Origin of the sequence: Methylomonas montana, assembly GCF_030490285.1 — a bacterium.
GTDB lineage: Bacteria > Pseudomonadota > Gammaproteobacteria > Methylococcales > Methylomonadaceae > Methylomonas > Methylomonas montana.
The window spans coordinates 3,699,124-3,718,845 of sequence record NZ_CP129884.1; the positions used below are offsets into that span (position 1 = coordinate 3,699,124).

Below are 19,722 nucleotides of genomic sequence, written 5' to 3' on the forward strand. Positions count from 1 at the left end.
TTAAGATACTTTTCTAATAATCGCTTCCGCAATATTTGCAGGTGCTTCGTTATATTTTTCAAACTGCATACTGTACGTTGCTCTGCCCTGAGTTGCTGACCTAACATCGGTTGCGTAGCCAAACATTTCTGCGAGAGGAACTTCACATTCAATCACCTTGCCGGCGGGCACATCTTCCATGCCATGAATAATGCCTCTACGTCGATTTATGTCACCGACAACCTCACCCATATATTCAGCAGGTGTAACCACCTCAACTTTCATAATGGGTTCCAGCAACACAGGATTTGCAGTCTTGGCTCCATCCCTGAAACACATAGATCCCGCTATCTTGAAAGCCATTTCATTCGAATCGACATCATGATATGAACCATCGAATAAACTAACCTTTACATCAACTACTGGAAAACCAGCCAACACACCGTTTTCCATCTGCTCTTGCACGCCTTTATCGATCGCGGGAATATATTCTTTCGGCACTACGCCGCCCACGACCTCATTAACAAACTCGTAGCCGGAACCCAACTCCCTTGGTTCAATGCGCAACCATACGTGCCCATACTGACCGCGACCACCAGACTGCCTGATGAATTTGCCTTCGCATTCTACGGATTTTCTAATCGTCTCTCTGTAGGCAACTTGTGGCGCGCCCACATTAGCAGAGACATTAAATTCCCTTTTCATCCTGTCTACGATGATTTCCAAGTGCAGTTCACCCATCCCTGAAATTATGGTCTGTCCAGACTCGGCATCGCTGCTAACCCTAAAAGATGGATCTTCTTGCGCCAGCTTTGCAAGAGCATTCGCCATCTTGTCTTGATCAGCCTTAGTCTTTGGCTCGACCGCCACCGCTATGACTGGTTCTGGAAAATCCATTTTTTCCAAAAGAACCGGCGCATTGATGTCGCACAACGTATCGCCAGTGGTAACATCTTTTAACCCGATAAGCGCCGCTATATCGCCCGCTCTTACTTCGTTGATCTCTACGCGACTATTCGCGTGCATTTGCACTATGCGACCAATACGTTCTTTCTTACCTTTTACGTAGTTTAGAACGGCATCGCCCGTGTTAAGCACACCAGAATAAACCCGAAAAAAAGTCAGCGTACCAACGAATGGATCAGTAGCAATCTTGAAAGCCAAGGCCGAAAACGGCTCTTCGTCTTTTGCAGACCTCACCACCTCTTCTTCGGAATCATGATGCCCTTTAACAGGCTTAACATCGACCGGAGACGGTAGAAAATCAATTACACCATCAAGAACACACTGCACCCCTTTGTTCTTGAAGGCTGACCCGCAATAAACGGGCACTAACTTATTCTGTAAAACAAGCGCTCTTATGCCTTGTTTGATTTCATCGTTTGTCAAAATACCTTGTTCCAGGTATTTATCCATTAATTCTTCAGAAGCATCTGCTGCTGCTTCTATCATGCGCTCGCGCCATTTTTCGGCGTCTCCGAGCATTTCAACTGGAATTTCCTTTTCCTCAAAGCCGACACCCATATTGGATTCGTCCCAATAGATCGCCTTCATTTTCAACAGGTCGACAACTCCCTTGAACGACTCTTCTGCGCCGATTGGCAACTGCATCGGCACTACAGTGCTACCCAATCTTGATTTAATCTGCTCAGCGACGCGTAAAAAATCCGCCCCGGAACGATCCATCTTGTTCACAAACGCCAAACGCGGAACGCCGTATTTATTTGCCTGACGCCAGACGGTTTCCGATTGAGGCTCAACCCCACCTACCGCGCAAAACACTGCACAAGCACCATCCAGAACTCGCAATGAGCGCTCGACTTCAATCGTGAAGTCCACATGCCCAGGCGTATCGATAATGTTTATTCGATGCTCCAGATACTGCTTTTGCATTCCAAACCAAAAGCAAGTCGTCGCAGCAGAAGTGATCGTTATACCTCGCTCCTGCTCCTGCTCCATCCAGTCCATGGTAGCAGCACCATCATGGACTTCACCTATCTTGTGAGAAACACCCGTATAAAACAGGATGCGCTCGGTTGTTGTAGTCTTTCCAGCATCAATATGCGCCATGATGCCTATATTACGATACCGATCTATAGGCGTCTTACGAGCCACAACAACAACCTAATCTAACTTTTATTACCAGCGATAATGAGCAAACGCTTTATTTGCTTCCGCCATTCTATGGGTGTCTTCGCGCTTCTTAGCAGCCGCACCGCGACCTTCAGACGCATCCAATAACTCACCAGCCAGCTTCGCAGCCATTGTCCTTTCGTTACGCTTACGCGCGGCATCGATCAACCAACGCATAGATAACGCCATCCGTCTAGCCGGACGAACTTCGACAGGCACCTGGTAAGTCGCACCACCAACACGACGAGACTTAACCTCGACACGTGGCTGAACATTTTCCAACGCCTTAGCAACCAAATCCAAAGACTCCTTATGGCCTTTGCCTTCGATAACATCCAAAGCACCGTAAACGATTTTCTCTGCGACCGATTTCTTACCGTCCTCCATGATCATATTCATGAACTTTGACAGCATATCACTACCAAAACGCGGATCCGGATTAATGATTCTTTTTGCAGCAACTCTTCTTCTTGACATCTGTTACCAGCCTTTATTTCTTAGGTCTTTTGGCGCCATATTTGGAGCGACCACACTTTCTATCCTTAACACCAGAAGTATCAAGACTTCCACGAACCACGTGATACCGAACACCCGGCAAATCTTTCACACGACCACCACGGATCAACACAACCGAGTGCTCTTGAAGATTATGCCCCTCACCGCCGATATAACTACTAACCTCGGCACCGTTGGTCAAACGCACCCTTGCCACTTTACGCAAAGCTGAGTTAGGTTTTTTAGGGGTTGTGGTATAAACCCGAGTACAGACGCCACGTCTTTGCGGACAGGCTTCCAATGCCGGAACATTGGTCTTCTCTATTTTTTTAGCACGAGGCTTACGGACCAACTGATTGATCGTGGCCATTCTTAACTACTCCGAATATGCAATGTTAATAAGTAATATATCTACGGAAACACAGACTGATATTACTCCGCCCAAATCTCTTGGCTGATGCGAGCAGAGCATAATACCTTTACAAAGGAACCAGGTCAAGCATTTTTGCGACTTTCTATTCTACATTCAATGCTTGCTTCAAGGCTTCTTCAACGTCAACTACTTCAATGGCTTGCGAAGAAGTTTCCCCACCCGACAAAGAGTCGGCAAGCCTTCTCTTACGCCTCTGCTCATGGTAAGCCAAGCCGGTGCCTGCCGGGATCAATCGACCGACGATTACGTTTTCTTTGAGTCCGTTCAAAGGATCACTAATACCTCTTACCGCCGCATCGGTTAGCACTCTCGTGGTTTCCTGGAATGACGCGGCAGAAATAAATGACTCAGTAGCCAATGACGCTTTAGTGATACCCAACAGCAAAGAATCATAACTTGCGGGAATTTTCCCTTCTTTTTCAAGTTGATCATTAACCGCATTAATTGTAGTGCGCTCAACTTGCTCACCCTTAACGAAATCACTGTCACCAGAAGCTGTGACCTCAACTTTTCTAAGCATCTGACGAATGATCGCCTCAATATGCTTATCGTTGATTTTCACACCTTGCAAACGGTAAACATCTTGAATTTCTTTAACCAAATAATCCGCTAGCTCTTCAATGCCTCGCAATCTCAAAATATCGTGAGGAGTCAATTCACCTTCGGCGATAGTTTCGCCTTTGTCGACGAACTCACCCTCGAATACAGTAATGTGCCGCCATTTTGGAATCAGCGTCTCATATTGCTCGCCTTCGGAATCGGTGATGATGACGCGTTGCTTGCCTTTGGTTTCCTTGCCGAAAGCGACCATACCAGTTGCTTCCGCCAGAATGGCCGGATCTTTGGTTTTACGCGCTTCGAACAGATCAGCAACCCGCGGCAAACCGCCGGTAATATCACGGGTTTTACTGGATTCTTGCGGAATTCTCGCCAAGACGTCACCGACTTTCACTTCTCCGCCGTCTTTAACGCCCACAATCGCGCCGGCAGGCAAGAAATATTGAGCAGGTATATCGGTGCCAGGCAGGTTAATTTGACCGCCTTGCTCGTCAATGAGTCGAACCATAGGCCGCAACTCTTTACCAGCCGAGCTTCTTTGCTTAGGATCGGTAACCACGCGCGACGTTAAGCCGGTCACGTCATCAGATTGCTCCTGAACGGTAATGCCGTCCATGAAGTCGATCAGCTGTATGAAACCGTCTACTTCGGTGATAACCGGATGAGTGTGCGGATCCCAATTAACGATAATATCACCAGCACTGACCGGGCTACCGTCACCAACCGACAATACAGCACCATAAGGAATTTTATAACGCTCGCGCTCACGCCCGTAATCATCCATCACGCCGACCTCGCCTGACCGTGAAACGGCGACCAGGTTGTTTTCTCTATTTTTGACGGTTTTCAGATTATTCAGTTTTACGCTACCGCTCGATTTGACTTGAACATTACTGACCGCAGCGGAACGAGACGCGGCACCACCAATGTGGAACGTCCGCATCGTCAACTGCGTACCAGGCTCACCGATCGACTGAGCCGCTACCACGCCGACCGCCTCGCCTATGTTAACCAAATGCCCACGACCTAAATCACGACCATAGCATTTGGCGCAAACACCTTGGCGCGATTCACAAGTAATGACAGAACGCACTAACATCTTGTCGATACCGTTATCTTCCAAAACGGTGACCAAGTTTTCGTCGATCATGGTACCGGCAGGTATCAATACATTGTTGCCGGCGGGATCGGTGACATCCACCGCCGCGACACGTCCCAAAACGCGATCAACCAAAGGCTCGACAACATCGCCGCCTTCGATAATCGGCATCATCGTCAGACCGTTTTGAGTACCGCAGTCAGATTCGGCAATAACCAAATCCTGGGCGACGTCCACCAAACGACGGGTCAAATAACCGGAGTTAGCGGTTTTCAGCGCTGTATCGGCCAAACCTTTGCGAGCACCGTGAGTTGAAATAAAGTACTGTAATACGTCCAGACCTTCCCGGAAATTCGCGGTAATCGGCGTCTCAATGATCGAACCATCCGGCTTAGCCATCAATCCGCGCATCCCAGCCAACTGACGAATCTGCGCCGCGGAACCCCGCGCACCCGACTCGGCCATCATAAAGATAGAGTTGAAGGATTTTTGTTTAACCGTCTCCCCTTTGGAGTTGACGACTTCATCCTCCCCCAGACCTTCCATCATCACTTTCGCCACCTGATCGTTGGCGCGAGACCAGATATCGACCACTTTGTTATAGCGTTCGCCATCGGTAACCAAACCGGATGCATACTGATTCTGGATTTCATTAACTTCGGCATCGGCCGAACGGATAATATCCGCTTTCTTGACAGGGATTTCCATGTCTTCGATACCGAACGATACCCCGGAACGCGTAGCGTATTTGAAGCCCAAATACATGATCTTGTCCGCCAGCATCACGGTTTCTTTAATACCCAGATAACGGTAGCTATAGTTAATCAACCTTGAAATGTTTTTCTTGGTCATATCAACATTAACCAACTCATATGGCATGCCATCTGGGACTATGCCCCAGACAATCGCACGACCAACGGTGGTTTTCTTCCGGCTTACTATCGTTTCAAACTCGCCATCGGCATTTTTCAATTTCTCAGTGACTCGCACTTCGATCTTGGTCTGCAATTCGACAGACTTGCTATCCAAGGCCAACATGATTTCTGATAAATCGCCAAAGATACTGCCTTCACCTACCGCGTTAACTTTTTCACGGGTGATGTAGTAGAGCCCCAATACCACGTCTTGCGACGGGTTGATCACGGGCTCGCCGTTAGCCGGCGACAAAATGTTATTCGTTGCCATCATCAAGGTACGCGCTTCTAACTGTGCCTCGATCGACAACGGAATATGCACAGCCATCTGGTCGCCGTCGAAGTCAGCATTAAACGCGCTACAAACCAATGGATGTAATTGGATAGCTTTGCCTTCGATCAAAATAGGCTCAAACGCTTGAATACCCAATCTATGCAGGGTAGGAGCACGGTTCAACAGCACCGGATGCTCTCGAATCACTTCTTCGAGAATATCCCATACTTCGGCGCCTTCCCGCTCGACCATTTTCTTCGCGGCTTTGATAGTAGTCGCCAAGCCTCTCAACTGTAACTTACTGAAAATAAATGGCTTGAATAATTCCAACGCCATTTTTTTCGGCAAACCACACTGATGCAGTCTTAACGTCGGACCAACCACGATTACCGAACGACCGGAATAATCGACCCGTTTACCCAGCAGATTTTGACGGAAACGGCCTTGCTTACCTTTGATCATATCCGCCAAAGATTTCAGCGGCCGTCTGTTGCTACCGGTAATCGCACGACCACGACGACCGTTATCCAACAAAGCATCAACCGCTTCTTGCAGCATGCGTTTTTCGTTGCGAACGATGATGTCCGGTGCATTCAGATCCAACAACCGAGTCAGACGGTTGTTTCTGTTAATGACACGGCGATACAGGTCATTCAAATCGGAAGTGGCAAAGCGGCCACCATCCAAAGGTACCAACGGACGCAGCTCCGGCGGCAATACCGGCAGAACCGTCATGATCATCCATTCCGGACGATTGTTGGACGCCAGCAAAGAATCTATAACTTTAAGACGTTTCGAATACTTTTTGATCTTGGTATCTGAATTAGTCGCATTGATTTCTTCGCGCAAAGTATTGATTTCTTCTTTTAAATCAATTGACTTCAGCAAATCATAGATCGCTTCCGCACCCATTTTCGCGGCAAAATCATCACCATGTTCTTCAATGGCGTTCAAATATTCTTCGTCGGTCAGAAGTTGACCTTTTTCCAAAGGCGACATGCCGGGATCAATTACGACGAATGTCTCAAAATACAACACGCGTTCGATGGAACGCAAGGTCATATCCAGCAACAAAGCGATCCTGGAAGGTAGCGATTTCAAGAACCAGATATGCGCGACGGGGCTGGCCAAATCGATATGGCCCATTCTTTCCCGACGCACTTTAGACAAAGTAACTTCTACACCGCATTTTTCGCAGATAACGCCGCGGTGTTTCAGACGCTTGTATTTACCGCACAAGCACTCGTAATCGCTGATCGGTCCGAAAATTTTGGCGCAAAACAAACCGTCGCGCTCTGGCTTGAAAGTACGATAATTGATCGTTTCAGGCTTTTTGACTTCGCCGTACGACCACGAACGGATCATGTCTGGAGAGGCCAAACCAATGCGGATATTGTCAAAATCATCTGTACGACCTTGACGTTTTAAGAAATTCATTAAATCTTTCAAGAGCTTATCCTCTTTAAATGTTATCCGATATTGTCCAGAATCTATCTCACAAAGAACGGAATTAATCTTGTTCCATTTCGATATTCACTGCCAACGAACGTATTTCTTTGACCAATACGTTGAAGGATTCCGGCATACCGGCTTCCATCGAGTGATTGCCATCGACAATGTTTTTGTACATTCTGGTTCTGCCTGTCACGTCGTCGGACTTGACCGTCAACATTTCCTGCAATGTGTATGCGGCGCCATAGGCTTCCAACGCCCAAACCTCCATCTCACCGAAACGCTGACCGCCGAACTGCGCTTTACCGCCCAACGGCTGTTGCGTGACGAGACTGTATGGACCAGTGGAACGCGCATGCATTTTGTCATCCACCAAGTGGTTCAATTTCAGCATATACATGTAACCGACCGTGACTTCGCGTTCGAACGGTTCGCCAGTCAAACCATCGTAAAGCACGGTTTGACCGTGCTCGGGTAAATCGGCCAAACGTAGCATGGTACGAATATCTTCTTCGGAAGCACCATCGAATACCGGGGTCGCCATCGGCACACCACTGATCAGATTGACAGCCATCTCCACAATTTCTTTATCCGAGAAGGTATTCAAATCTTCCTTCCTACCGCTGCAATTGTAGATTTGCTCCAAGAAACCCCTGATCTCCTGAACCTTGGCCTGCGCTTCCAGCATTTTGCCAATCTTGATACCCAAGCCCTTAGCTGCCCATCCCAAGTGAGTCTCAAGCACCTGCCCGACGTTCATCCGCGAAGGTACACCCAATGGGTTCAGCAGGATGTCGACTGGATTACCGTCTGCGGTATAAGGCATATCTTCGATCGGCACAATTTGCGAGATAACACCTTTGTTACCGTGGCGGCCGGCCATTTTGTCGCCAGGCTGAATCCGCTTTTTAACGGCCAAATACACTTTGACCATTTTCAGCACACCTGGCGCCAAATCGTCGCCCATGGTGATTTTTTTCTTCTTCTGTTCGAAACGTTCGTCGAACTCTTTTCTTTGTTGTTCGACGTGCTCCGCCACTGTTTCCAATTGCAGATTAACGTCTTCGTCTTGAGTACGAATTTTCAGCAATTCGGATGGCACCAGTCCATCGAGATAACCGGCACTGATTTCGTCGCCTTTCTTCAAACCGTTCGGACCTTTTTCAGCTTTTTTACCCGCCAAAAGAGTTTTAACCCTGGCGAAAATGTCGTGCTCGACAATCTTCAACTGGTCATCCAAGTCTTTACGGTAGCGCTTGATTTCGGCTTCCTCGATCTCCAGCGCGCGCTTATCTTTCTTAACGCCATCACGAGTAAAGACCTGCACATCGATAACGGTACCCCGAACGTTGCCGGGCACCCGCAATGAAGTATCTTTAACATCGGCCGCTTTCTCACCGAAAATCGCTCTCAGCAATTTTTCTTCCGGCGTCAGCTGGGTTTCGCCTTTTGGCGTGACCTTGCCGACCAGAATATCGCCACCTTTGACTTCGGCACCGACGTAAACGATACCGGACTCGTCAAGTTTGGATAATGCTTCTTCACTGACGTTCGGAATATCGGCGGTGATCTCTTCAGGACTATGTTTAGTCTCGCGAGCAACGCAGGTTTTTTCCTCGATATGAATGGTCGTAAATCGATCTTCTTTGACCACCCGCTCGGACACCAAAATGGAGTCTTCGAAGTTATAACCGTTCCAAGGCATGAAGGCGATCAACATATTTTGACCCAGCGCCAATTCGCCGAGGTCTGTAGATGGACCGTCGGCCAAAATATCGCCAGCCCTAACAATGTCGCCCAATTTAACCAATGGTTTTTGGTTGATACAGGTGTTCTGGTTGGAACGGGTGTATTTGATCAAGTTATAAATATCGACACCCGGCACGCCAGCTACGGTTTCGTTATCGTTGGCACGCACCACGATACGACCAGCATCGACGGCTTCGATACGACCACCACGGGTAGCGACCACTGTCACACCTGAGTCTTTCGCAACTACGCGTTCCATACCGGTACCAACCAGCGGTTTTTCGGCGCGCAAAGTGGGGACCGCTTGACGTTGCATGTTCGAACCCATCAGCGCGCGGTTCGCGTCATCATGCTCAAGGAACGGAATAATAGACGCCGCAACCGATACGATCTGCTTGGACGATACGTCCATATATTGCACGGTGTCGGACGAAGCCAAGGTGAATTCGTCTTTATACCGACAAGACACTAGACCTTCGACCAGTTTGCCGCTTTCGTCAACAGCCACGCTGGACTGCGCGATCACGTACTCGCCTTCTTCGATCGCGGAAATGTAATCCACTTGATCGGTGACTTTGCCATCTACCACTTTTCGGTAAGGGGTTTCCAGGAAGCCATACTCATTAGTTCTGGCGTAAACCGACAAAGAGTTAATCAAACCGATATTGGGACCCTCTGGCGTTTCGATAGGGCAAACTCGGCCATAGTGAGTGGTGTGAACGTCGCGAACCTCAAATCCAGCTCGCTCTCTGGCCAAACCACCTGGGCCCAAAGCAGAAACCCGGCGTTTATGGGTGACTTGCGACAGCGGATTGTTTTGGTCCATAAACTGCGACAACTGGCTGGAACCAAAGAATTCTTTGACTGCCGCAGATACAGGTTTCGCGTTGATGATTTCCTGTGGCATATAGCCTTCGGAATCTGCCAAGGTCAAACGCTCCCTGACTGCGCGCTCGACTCTGACCAAGCCAATTCGGAACTGGTTCTCGATCATTTCACCGACGGAACGCACGCGCCTGTTACCCAAATGGTCGATATCGTCGACAGTGCCATTGCCGTTTCTGATTTTGATCAGTTCTTTCAGCACATCGATGATGTCTTCTTTACTGAGCGTACCCAAGCCTTCGGTTTCTTCACGACCCAAACGACGATTGAATTTCATCCGACCAACAGCGGACAAGTCATAACGCTCATCGGTGAAAAACAGATTTTCGAACAGATTTTCCGCAGATTCCACGGTAGGCGGCTCACCAGGACGCATCATCCGGTAAATTTCCACCAGCGCTTCCAGACGGTTAGTGGTGGTATCCAAGCGCATCGAATTGGAGATGTAAGGACCTCTATCCAAATCGTTGACATATAAGGTGTTGATCTCGGCGACACCGGCGTCGATCAATTTTTGCAACAGGTTCTCGCTGAGCTCATCGTTGACATTGGCCAACAATTCGCCAGTCGACGTATCAATAACGTTATGTCCGAGGATTTTCCCGTACAAATAGTCTCTAGGCACCTCGATTTCGGTCACGCCGGCTTTATCCAACTGGCGTACATGCTTGGCGGTAATTCTGCGGCCTTCTTCGATGATGACCTTGCCGTCATGTTTAATATCGAACACGGCCATTTCACCACGTAATCTTTCCGGAATTACATGGAACATTAATTTGTCGGCGCTCAATGAGAACTTATTGGTTTCGAAGAAAATTTTGATCATTTCTTCGTTTTCATAACCTAAAGCCCGCAACAAAATAGTCGCCGGAATTTTTCGGCGTCTGTCTATCCGCACATAAACGGCATCTTTATGATCGAATTCAAAATCCAACCATGAGCCGCGATAGGGAATGACCCGAGCATTGAACAGCAGTTTCCCTGACGAATGGGTTTTACCTTTATCGTGATCGTAGAACACCCCTGGCGATCTGTGCAATTGCGAAACGATAACACGCTCAGTACCGTTGATAACGAAGGTACCGTTATCGGTCATCAGCGGCAGTTCACCCATGTAAACTTCTTGCTCTCTAATGTCTTTTACGACCTTGGTATTGGCTGGCGCATCTTTATCATAGATAACCAGCCGCACTAATACGCGTAGCGGAGCTGAAAAAGTAGCACCGCGCTGTTGACACTCTCTTACATCGAAAGCGGGTTCCCCCAAGCGATATTTAACATACTCCAATACGGCATAGCCGGAGTGACTCACTACCGGAAAAACGCTGGAGAATGCGGCATGCAGCCCTTGATTGCGTCTTTTATCCGGCTCTATGCCAGACTGCAAGAAATTCGCATACGAATCAATTTGTGTTGCCAAAAGATAGGGAACTTCAAGTACTTCAGTACCTTTCCCAAAATTATTACGGATACGCTTTTTTTCGGTAAAAGAATAGGCCATATTGCTTCTATACCTTCGTCGTCAGAGATTATTTACTACTGTTTTTTACAAACAGTAAAAGGCCGACGGCAAAATGCCGCCAGCCCGGTTTGGTAGGCTTACGCCTGATATGCAATCAAGATACTTATTTGATGTCGGCAGTTGCGCCAGCGTCTTCAAGTTCTTTTTTAGCGGCTTCAGCTTCAGCTTTGCTAACGCCTTCTTTAACAGTTGTTGGAGCGCCTTCAACGGCGTCTTTGGCTTCTTTTAAGCCCAGACCTGTCAAACCGCGAACCGCCTTAATAACCGCTACTTTGTTTTCGCCGAAACCGGTCAAAATAACATCGAATTCGGTTTGTTCTTCAACAACAGCTGCGGCTACAGGAGCTGCAACAGCTACTGCGGCGGCGGCAGAAACGCCGAATTTTTCTTCCATCGCTGAAATAAGATCAACGATTTCCATCACAGTCATGTTAGAGACTGCTTCCAAGATGTCTTGTTGTGAAATTGCCATTGTGTATTCCTCTAAAATTAATGAGTTTTAACTGGTTAACGCGAGATTATGCCGCTTCTTTCTCGTCTCTGATTGCAGCCAGAGTCCGTGCGAGTTTCTCAACCGGTGCTTTCATGACCGACATCAGCATGCTGATACCTTGGTCACGGGTTGGCAGTCTTGCCAATCTATCCAGCTCCGATCCGTCAAAAGCCTGTCCGCCAATCGCAACTACTTTTGCGATCAGTTTGTTATGGCCTTTGGAGAATTCGCTGATGAGTCGTGCCGCGCAGCCTGGATCTTCCATGGAAAATGCCAGAATTAAAGGACCAACCAGTCCTTCCTGCATACATTCAAACTCAGTCCCAGCGACAGCACGTTTAGCCAGTGTATTTTTGACTACGCGCAAATAAACACCCGTTTCTCTCGCGGTTTTGCGCAGTTCCGTCAATTCGGTAACTGTCAAACCCCGATACTCAGCCGCAATGGCAGAGTGGGCTTTAGCGGCGAATTCAGCAACTTCCTCTACGACAACTTTTTTGCTATCTAAATTGAGTGCCACATCTACCTCCGGTACTTTCCGATGATGCATCGGAATCTATGAAACGCATCTTTCGATGCCCCTTTCACGGTCCCTTTCACCAACTTTGCGGCTCCAGCTCCCGTCTGCGTAGGAAAATTAAGCTTTCGCACCTACGGTCTTTGACGGTTGCCGATAACTCGGCAACCCAAAGCCTTACAACTTGTTAATTTCTTAAATGTCGATACTGCCTTGATCAATCCACAAGCCAGGACCCATGGTCGAAGATAATGCAATCTTTTTCAGATACACGCCTTTGGCAGCTGTTGGTTTAGCTTTTTTAAGATCTGAAATCAAAAATTCCAGATTTTGTTTCAAAGCTGTTTCGTCGAAGGACACTTTACCAATTGAGCAGTGAATAATGCCGGCTTTGTCGGTACGGTATCTAACCTGACCTGACTTGGCATTTTTCACAGCGGTTGCGACGTCTGGTGTCACGGTGCCGACTTTAGGGTTAGGCATCAAGCCTCTTGGACCTAGAATTTGACCTAATTGACCAACCACGCGCATCGCATCCGGAGAAGCGATAACCACATCGAAGTTCATTTCGCCTCTTTTGACCTGTTCGGCTAAATCGTCCATACCAACGATATCGGCACCCGCTTCGCGAGCCGCATCAGCATTAGGGCCTTGCGTAAACACAGCAACCCTAACCGTTTTACCGGTACCGTTCGGCAATACAGAGGCGCCGCGAACATTTTGATCGGATTTACGTGGATCTACGCCTAAATTGACACTGACATCAACAGATTCGTCGAATTTGCTGTTAGCGAATTCTTTTAACAGCGCTACCGCTTCGCCAACAGAATACTGTTTACTTCTAACTACCTTTTCTTTGATAGCTTTCGCTTTTTTGGTCACTTTTGCCATTACACGCCCTCCACGTTCAAGCCCATGCTGCGAGCGCTTCCCGCAATAATTCTGATCGCCGCTTCCAAATCCGCCGCGTTCAAATCTTCCATTTTGGTTTTTGCAATTTCTTCTAACTGAGCACGGCTTACGGTGCCCACTTTATTAGAATTAGGTTTGCTGCTACCGCTTTTTATCCCTACTGCTTTTTTCAGCAAAACGGAAGCTGGAGGCGTTTTAGTAATAAAAGTAAAACTTTTATCGCTATAAACTGTGATGACGACAGGCAAAGGCAAGCCTTTTTCCACGTCTTGAGTTCTAGCATTAAATGCCTTGCAGAACTCCATAATATTAACACCGCGTTGACCCAAAGCAGGACCGATAGGCGGGCTAGGATTTGCCTCGCCTGCTTTTACTTGCAGCTTGATATACGAATCAATTTTTTTTGCCATTATATGCTCCTAACGGGTACAAACGCTTTCCAGCTCCCCAACAAACAAAAATCCCGGCCATAAAAATGACAGGGATTCATAAAAATCTCGAACTGTAAATTAGACTTTTTCAACCTGTCCAAATTCTAATTCAACGGGTGTAGATCGACCAAAAATAAGAACAGAAACGCGTAAGCGACTTTTTTCGTAATTAACTTCTTCAATGTTACCGTTGAAGTCTTTAAACGGACCATCGATAATCCGTACAACTTCACCGACTTCAAATAAAACCTTAGGCCGAGGCTTGTTAACGCCTTCCTCAACACGGTTCAAAATAGCCATCGCTTCTTTTTCCGATATAGGCGAAGGGCGATCGGAAGCCCCACCGATAAAGCCTAAAACTCTCGGGACGTTTCTAACCAAGTGCCAGGTTTCGTCATTCAATTCCATTTGCACCAACACATACCCGGGAAAGAACTTTCGCTCACTTTTACGCTGCTGCCCCATCCGCATTTCAACAACTTCTTCGGTAGGCACTAGAATTTTTCCAAAAAACTCCTGCAAACCTTCCCGTTTAATGCGCTCTTCCAAAGCTTGTTTAACTTTGTTCTCAAAATTGGAATACGCGTGAACAACATACCAGCGTAGCGTCATTATTTAATCCCCTGGCTCATCAGAAGCTGGACACCCCAAAATAAAAACATATCGAGTAACCAAAGTATTAAGCCCACAATAAAAACCATCAAAAAGACCATCAGCGTAGTACGAACTGCTTCGTCCTTTGTTGGCCAAACAATTCTCTTGAACTCTTGCTTGGACTCCAGCATAAACCCCCACAGACCGCGTCCTTTCGCTGTCGTAAAGCAAACGGCCGCCGCCGCCCCAATAACAAACACCAAAAGCAAAACCCGATAAAGGAGCTGGAAGTCTGAAAAATAATAGAACGCTGCAATACCGGCAATCACAAATACCAAAGATAAAGCCAGCTTTACAATGTCAACCACCGAGGTGACTTCTTCTGCATGTGCGTTCATTTAGTTAACTTGAATAAAATTATAGAAATCTTCTGAATGGCAGGCCAGGAGGGACTCGAACCCCCAACTTGCGGTTTTGGAGACCGCTGCTCTACCAATTGAACTACTGACCTATTCAGAAAATATATTTTGAATCAACCAACAGGTGTTACTCGATAATAGAAGCAACAACACCCGCACCGACGGTACGACCACCTTCGCGAATCGCGAAGCGCAAACCGTCTTCCATCGCAATCGGTGAAATTAATTTAACGGTCACCGCGATGTTATCGCCCGGCATCACCATTTCCACACCTTCCGGCAGATCAACCGCACCGGTTACGTCGGTGGTTCTGAAGTAAAACTGCGGACGATAGCCGTTGAAGAATGGCGTATGACGACCACCCTCTTCTTTGGACAGTACGTAGATTTCTGCTTTGAAATGCGCGTGCGGCTTGATGGAGTTGACGTGCGCCAATACTTGACCACGTTCAACGTCGTCTCTTTTAGTACCACGTAGCAACACACCCACGTTGTCGCCCGCTTGCCCCTGGTCGAGCAATTTACGGAACATTTCGACACCGGTGCAGGTGGTTTTGACGGTATCTTTAATACCGACAATCTCGACCTCTTCGCCGACTTTGATGATGCCACGCTCAACACGACCGGTTACCACGGTGCCGCGACCGGAGATTGAGAATACGTCTTCGATTGGCATCAGGAATTTACCGTCGATAGCACGCTCTGGCTCTGGAATATAGCTATCCAGCGCTTCGACCAGTTTAACGACAGACGGTACGCCGATTTCACTGGTATCGCCTTCCAGTGCTTTCAATGCAGAACCGACGATGATCGGGGTATCGTCGCCTGGAAATTCGTATTGGTTCAACAGTTCGCGAATTTCCATTTCGACGAGTTCGATCAGCTCAGCATCGTCAACCATGTCCGCTTTGTTCAGGAATACCACAATATATGGCACACCTACTTGGCGAGACAACAGAATGTGTTCGCGAGTTTGCGGCATCGGACCATCCGCAGCAGAACAAACCAGAATCGCGCCGTCCATTTGAGCTGCGCCGGTAATCATGTTTTTAACGTAGTCAGCATGGCCTGGGCAGTCGACGTGCGCATAGTGGCGGTTAGCCGATTCGTATTCCACGTGTGAAGTGGAAATCGTGATGCCGCGAGCGCGCTCTTCGGGGGCGTTGTCGATTTGATCAAAGGCCTTGACTTCGCCGCCTTGCAGCTCGGCCATGACTTTTGTTAACGCCGCTGTCAACGTGGTTTTGCCGTGGTCAACGTGACCAATCGTACCTACGTTCACGTGCGGTTTCTTTCTTTCAAATTTTTCTTTAGCCATGATAAAAACACCCTACAACAAAACAATCAACCCAAACTGGAGCTCATAACCGGATTTGAACCGGTGACCTCTTCCTTACCAAGGAAGTGCTCTACCTACTGAGCTATATGAGCAAGTATCTTACCCCGAAGAATGGAGCGGGTGATGGGAATCGAACCCACGCAATCAGCTTGGAAGGCTGGAGTTCTACCATTGAACTACACCCGCAGATCCCATTAAATTTGGTGGTGGAGGGGGGAGGATTCGAACCTCCGAAGGTAGAACCGGCAGATTTACAGTCTGATCCCTTTGGCCGCTCGGGAACCCCTCCTTTACTTAATCAGTCAATTATCCTCGTTTAGATAAATTTAGTCAAGCAGTTTTATAAAAATTAACGCGAAATTTGTAAATCATTAATGGCAGTCAAATCACCAACAATCAGCGCATCTAACTTTTTGGACAACGCATCGAACAGACTTGCCAAGTTTAGCTGACCATCACTAGACAATTTGGACAAAACATAATCTGCCACATTCTTGCCCACAACAGGACGACCAATACCAATCCGCAGCCGGTAAAAATCCCTCGAATCGATATGCGCGATAATATCACGAAGCCCATTATGCCCCGCATGACCGCCATCCCGCTTCAACTTAACCGCGCCTTCAGACAACTCAAGCTCATCATGTACCACAAGCATATCTTCAGCGCTAAACTTGTAATATCTCAACAATTTTCCAACAGACATACCACTCTTATTCATGAATGTTGCTGGCTTTAATAAAATAACCTTGCTTCCCGAAATATTGCACTCAGCTATTTCACCATGAAACTGGCTAGCACCCACCCAACGAACTCCCGCAAGATCCGCAAGATAATCGACAAACAAAAACCCGGCATTATGCCGGGTTTTTTCATACTGCTGACCCGGATTACCCAAGCCAACAATCAACTTAATCATTCAACCTAAAACTGACGCAGCCTTATTCGGCTTCTTCAGTTGTTCTGGTTTTAACAATCTGGACGACAGGATGATCGTGCTCAGCACCGTGCTGCAACGCAGCAATCTCAACACTAGCCGGCAATACCAAATCAGAAAGATGAATCGTTGACCCGATATCAGCATTTGCCAAGTCGACCTCGATAAATTCAGGCAACGCCGAAGGCATGCACAACACCTCAACATCAACCATGGCATGCGTCACGACGCCGCCTTTTTTGACGCCGGCTGAAATAGCTTCGTTAATAAAATGCAGCGGCACGTGAACTTTTAACTTATGCGTCGCATCAACACGCATGAAATCCATATGCAAGATCTGTGGCTTTGCCGGATGACGCTGTATATGCTTCAAAACAGCTTTTTCTGTTTTGCCATCAATTTTTACATCCAGCACGTGCGAATAGACCGCCTCATGCACCAAATGCTTAACAATTTCATTATGATCCAGCAACAACATCTCAGGCGCACTATTACCGCCATAAATCACGGCAGGCACCTTACCCTTCCGACGAACAATCTTGGCCGCGCTACTGCCCGAGGCACTGCGAGCTTCTGCAACAAATTCAAACACGTTAGCCATCTTTTTCTCCAAAAGCTTGTTCCACAAGCACTACTTTAATTCTCATCAATCAACGTAAAGCGAGCTTACAGACTCACCAACCGCTATTCGCCGTATTGTTTCTGCCAGCATTTCCGCAACACTCAACTGCCTAATCTTGCTTACCGCCGACAACTCTTGCGTCAACGGGATTGTATCCGTGACAACCAATTCATCAAGAACCGATTTTTCAACGTTTTCCGCAGCCGAGCCAGACAATACCGGATGAGTACAGTAGGCCACAACTTTCTCGGCACCATGTTTCTTTAATGCTTCAGCCGCATGACACAGGGTACCAGCAGTATCAACCAGATCATCAACCATGACACAGGTCCGCCCCTCGACATCTCCAATTATGTGCATAATTTCGGAGACGTTCGGCCGCGGTCTTCGCTTATCGATGATAGCCAAATCGGCATCGCCCAAGCGCTTGGCAATCGCCCTAGCCCTGACCACTCCACCCACATCCGGCGATACAACGATCAAATTCTGATATTCCTGCCGCCAGATGTCGCCTAATAAAATCGGCGAGGCGTAGACATTATCCACAGGAATCCCGAAGAACCCCATAATTTGATCGGCATGCAAATCAACCGTTAGCGCCCTATCCGCACCGGCGTTACCTATCATATCGGCAACCAGCCTAGCAGTGATAGGAACCCTGGCCGACCGCGATCGCCTATCTTGACGCGCGTAACCGTAGTAAGGCATTACCGCAGTAATCCGCGCCGCAGATGCTCGCCTTAGCGCATCTATCATCACCAACAACTCCATCAAGTTCTCGTTGGTGGGTGCACAGGTAGGCTGGATCACGAAGACATCCCTACCCCTAACATTCTCTTCTATCTCAACAAAAATCTCGCCATCGCTAAAACGTCCGACGCTAGCCATGCCCAGGCGCATATTGAGCTTCTTCACAATACCTTCAGACAACGCCTTATTGGCATTACCCGAGAATACCATTACCGAGGCTTCACGCATTCAAGCACTCCCAAGGGATTATTGTTTGGAGATTATGGCTGGGCTGCAAGGATTCGAACCTTGGTATGCGAGGATCAAAACCTCGTGCCTTACCGCTTGGCGACAGCCCATTAAATTGATTAAACCGATCCCTGTCCTAACTTTCCATACAGAGGCGATCTACTCAGCCCTTTAGCCAAATAAACCGACCACTTTTCACTTAATGCTGAATAAGCATCACGAGCGGACTCCTCCGAGTCAAACTGAGCAAACACACACGCCCCAGTCCCCGTCAATCTTGCTTCCGCATAAATAGATAAAGCATCCATTGCCTCTTCTATCGCTCGATACATCTTGCTAACAACCGGGAGACAATCGTTCCGCGAATCCCCTGCAAGAAAGTCGCGCATTGTGATGGTTTTACTATCTCTTGTCAACTCTTTTGCTAAAAAAATCTGTTTGGTATTAACATGACAGTCCGGCTTGATCACCACAACCCATTGCTCCGGAATCACTATTGGCCTTAACTGCTCGCCAACACCCTCTCCCCAAGCGGTGTAACCATAAACAAAGACCGGGACATCCGCACCCAACTGCAAACCCAACTCCATCAGCTTTTGGACCGGCAACTTCAAATCCCACAATTCATTTAACACCACCAAAGTCGTTGCGGCATCGGAACTCCCGCCGCCTAAACCGCCGCCCATCGGCAGATTTTTTTCGACCTCGATACACACACCCGATGTGCAACCGGCATATTCTTTCAATAAATTTGCAGCACGAACGGTCAAGTCATCCTGTTCGGGTACGCCTGGAATGGGATTTCGCAAGAACACTCGTCCGTCTTCCGCAGGATGGAAAATGATCCAATCGCACAAATCAATAATTTGAAATACTGTTTGCAGCAGATGATAGCCATCCGGACGGCGGCCGGTGATCCTCAACATTAAATTTAGCTTTGCCGGCGCCGGCCATTTTTCGCCCCATCCCACCCTGTTTTCTTGCATT

The 19,722-nt window shown here is 47.8% G+C and carries 16 protein-coding genes and 5 tRNA genes; all 21 read right to left on the minus strand.

Annotated features, from left to right (window positions below; genetic code table 11):
• Positions 1-2,094, minus strand: a complete 2,094-nt coding sequence (gene fusA, locus QZJ86_RS17085; RefSeq protein WP_301671689.1) for an elongation factor G — start codon at positions 2,092-2,094, stop codon at positions 1-3.
• A gap of 24 nt (positions 2,095-2,118) precedes the next feature.
• On the minus strand, positions 2,119-2,589 hold the full coding sequence (gene rpsG / locus QZJ86_RS17090; RefSeq protein ID WP_301671690.1) for a 30S ribosomal protein S7: 471 nt from the start codon (positions 2,587-2,589) through the stop codon (positions 2,119-2,121).
• A 13-nt stretch (positions 2,590-2,602) separates the two neighbouring features.
• Positions 2,603-2,977 (minus strand): 30S ribosomal protein S12, encoded by a 375-nt coding sequence (gene rpsL, locus QZJ86_RS17095; RefSeq protein ID WP_013820393.1) that lies wholly within the window; start codon positions 2,975-2,977, stop codon positions 2,603-2,605.
• A gap of 145 nt (positions 2,978-3,122) precedes the next feature.
• Positions 3,123-7,322: a DNA-directed RNA polymerase subunit beta' gene (gene rpoC, locus QZJ86_RS17100; protein ID WP_455429810.1), complete on the minus strand. Its 4,200-nt coding sequence runs from the start codon at positions 7,320-7,322 to the stop codon at positions 3,123-3,125.
• 73 nt (positions 7,323-7,395) lie between these two features.
• Positions 7,396-11,472, minus strand: a complete 4,077-nt coding sequence (gene rpoB / locus QZJ86_RS17105) for a DNA-directed RNA polymerase subunit beta (RefSeq protein WP_301671693.1) — start codon at positions 11,470-11,472, stop codon at positions 7,396-7,398.
• A gap of 124 nt (positions 11,473-11,596) precedes the next feature.
• Positions 11,597-11,965, minus strand: a complete 369-nt coding sequence (gene rplL / locus QZJ86_RS17110) for a 50S ribosomal protein L7/L12 (RefSeq protein WP_301671694.1) — start codon at positions 11,963-11,965, stop codon at positions 11,597-11,599.
• A 46-nt stretch (positions 11,966-12,011) separates the two neighbouring features.
• Positions 12,012-12,506, minus strand: a complete 495-nt coding sequence (gene rplJ, locus QZJ86_RS17115) for a 50S ribosomal protein L10 (protein WP_026147170.1) — start codon at positions 12,504-12,506, stop codon at positions 12,012-12,014.
• A gap of 192 nt (positions 12,507-12,698) precedes the next feature.
• Positions 12,699-13,394, minus strand: coding sequence for a 50S ribosomal protein L1 (gene rplA, locus QZJ86_RS17120; RefSeq protein WP_301671695.1), 696 nt, complete (start codon positions 13,392-13,394; stop codon positions 12,699-12,701).
• Positions 13,394-13,825, minus strand: coding sequence for a 50S ribosomal protein L11 (gene rplK / locus QZJ86_RS17125; RefSeq protein ID WP_301671696.1), 432 nt, complete (start codon positions 13,823-13,825; stop codon positions 13,394-13,396). Before rplK ends, rplA begins: the two co-directional genes overlap by 1 nt.
• Positions 13,826-13,924: 99 nt before the next feature.
• Positions 13,925-14,458, minus strand: coding sequence for a transcription termination/antitermination protein NusG (gene nusG / locus QZJ86_RS17130; protein WP_301671698.1), 534 nt, complete (start codon positions 14,456-14,458; stop codon positions 13,925-13,927).
• Positions 14,458-14,838, minus strand: a complete 381-nt coding sequence (gene secE, locus QZJ86_RS17135; protein WP_301671699.1) for a preprotein translocase subunit SecE — start codon at positions 14,836-14,838, stop codon at positions 14,458-14,460. Before secE ends, nusG begins: the two co-directional genes overlap by 1 nt.
• A gap of 37 nt (positions 14,839-14,875) precedes the next feature.
• Positions 14,876-14,951 (minus strand) — tRNA-Trp (locus tag QZJ86_RS17140).
• Between the two features lie 35 nt (positions 14,952-14,986).
• Entirely contained in the window at positions 14,987-16,177 is a 1,191-nt protein-coding gene (gene tuf, locus QZJ86_RS17145) for an elongation factor Tu (protein WP_301671687.1), read from the minus strand.
• Positions 16,178-16,214: 37 nt separating this feature from the next.
• Positions 16,215-16,290, minus strand: a tRNA-Thr gene (locus tag QZJ86_RS17150).
• Positions 16,291-16,310: 20 nt separating this feature from the next.
• Positions 16,311-16,384: transfer RNA gene (locus tag QZJ86_RS17155), tRNA-Gly, on the minus strand.
• 18 nt (positions 16,385-16,402) lie between these two features.
• A tRNA-Tyr gene (locus tag QZJ86_RS17160) sits at positions 16,403-16,487 on the minus strand.
• 60 nt (positions 16,488-16,547) lie between these two features.
• Positions 16,548-17,117 (minus strand): aminoacyl-tRNA hydrolase, encoded by a 570-nt coding sequence (gene pth, locus QZJ86_RS17165; RefSeq protein WP_301671700.1) that lies wholly within the window; start codon positions 17,115-17,117, stop codon positions 16,548-16,550.
• Between the two features lie 22 nt (positions 17,118-17,139).
• On the minus strand, positions 17,140-17,736 hold the full coding sequence (locus QZJ86_RS17170; RefSeq protein ID WP_301671701.1) for a 50S ribosomal protein L25/general stress protein Ctc: 597 nt from the start codon (positions 17,734-17,736) through the stop codon (positions 17,140-17,142).
• Between the two features lie 45 nt (positions 17,737-17,781).
• Positions 17,782-18,735, minus strand: a complete 954-nt coding sequence (locus QZJ86_RS17175) for a ribose-phosphate diphosphokinase (protein WP_301671703.1) — start codon at positions 18,733-18,735, stop codon at positions 17,782-17,784.
• Between the two features lie 35 nt (positions 18,736-18,770).
• Positions 18,771-18,845 (minus strand) — tRNA-Gln (locus QZJ86_RS17180).
• 9 nt (positions 18,846-18,854) lie between these two features.
• On the minus strand, positions 18,855-19,721 hold the full coding sequence (gene ispE / locus QZJ86_RS17185; protein WP_301939018.1) for a 4-(cytidine 5'-diphospho)-2-C-methyl-D-erythritol kinase: 867 nt from the start codon (positions 19,719-19,721) through the stop codon (positions 18,855-18,857).
• Position 19,722: the final 1 nt, after the last annotated feature.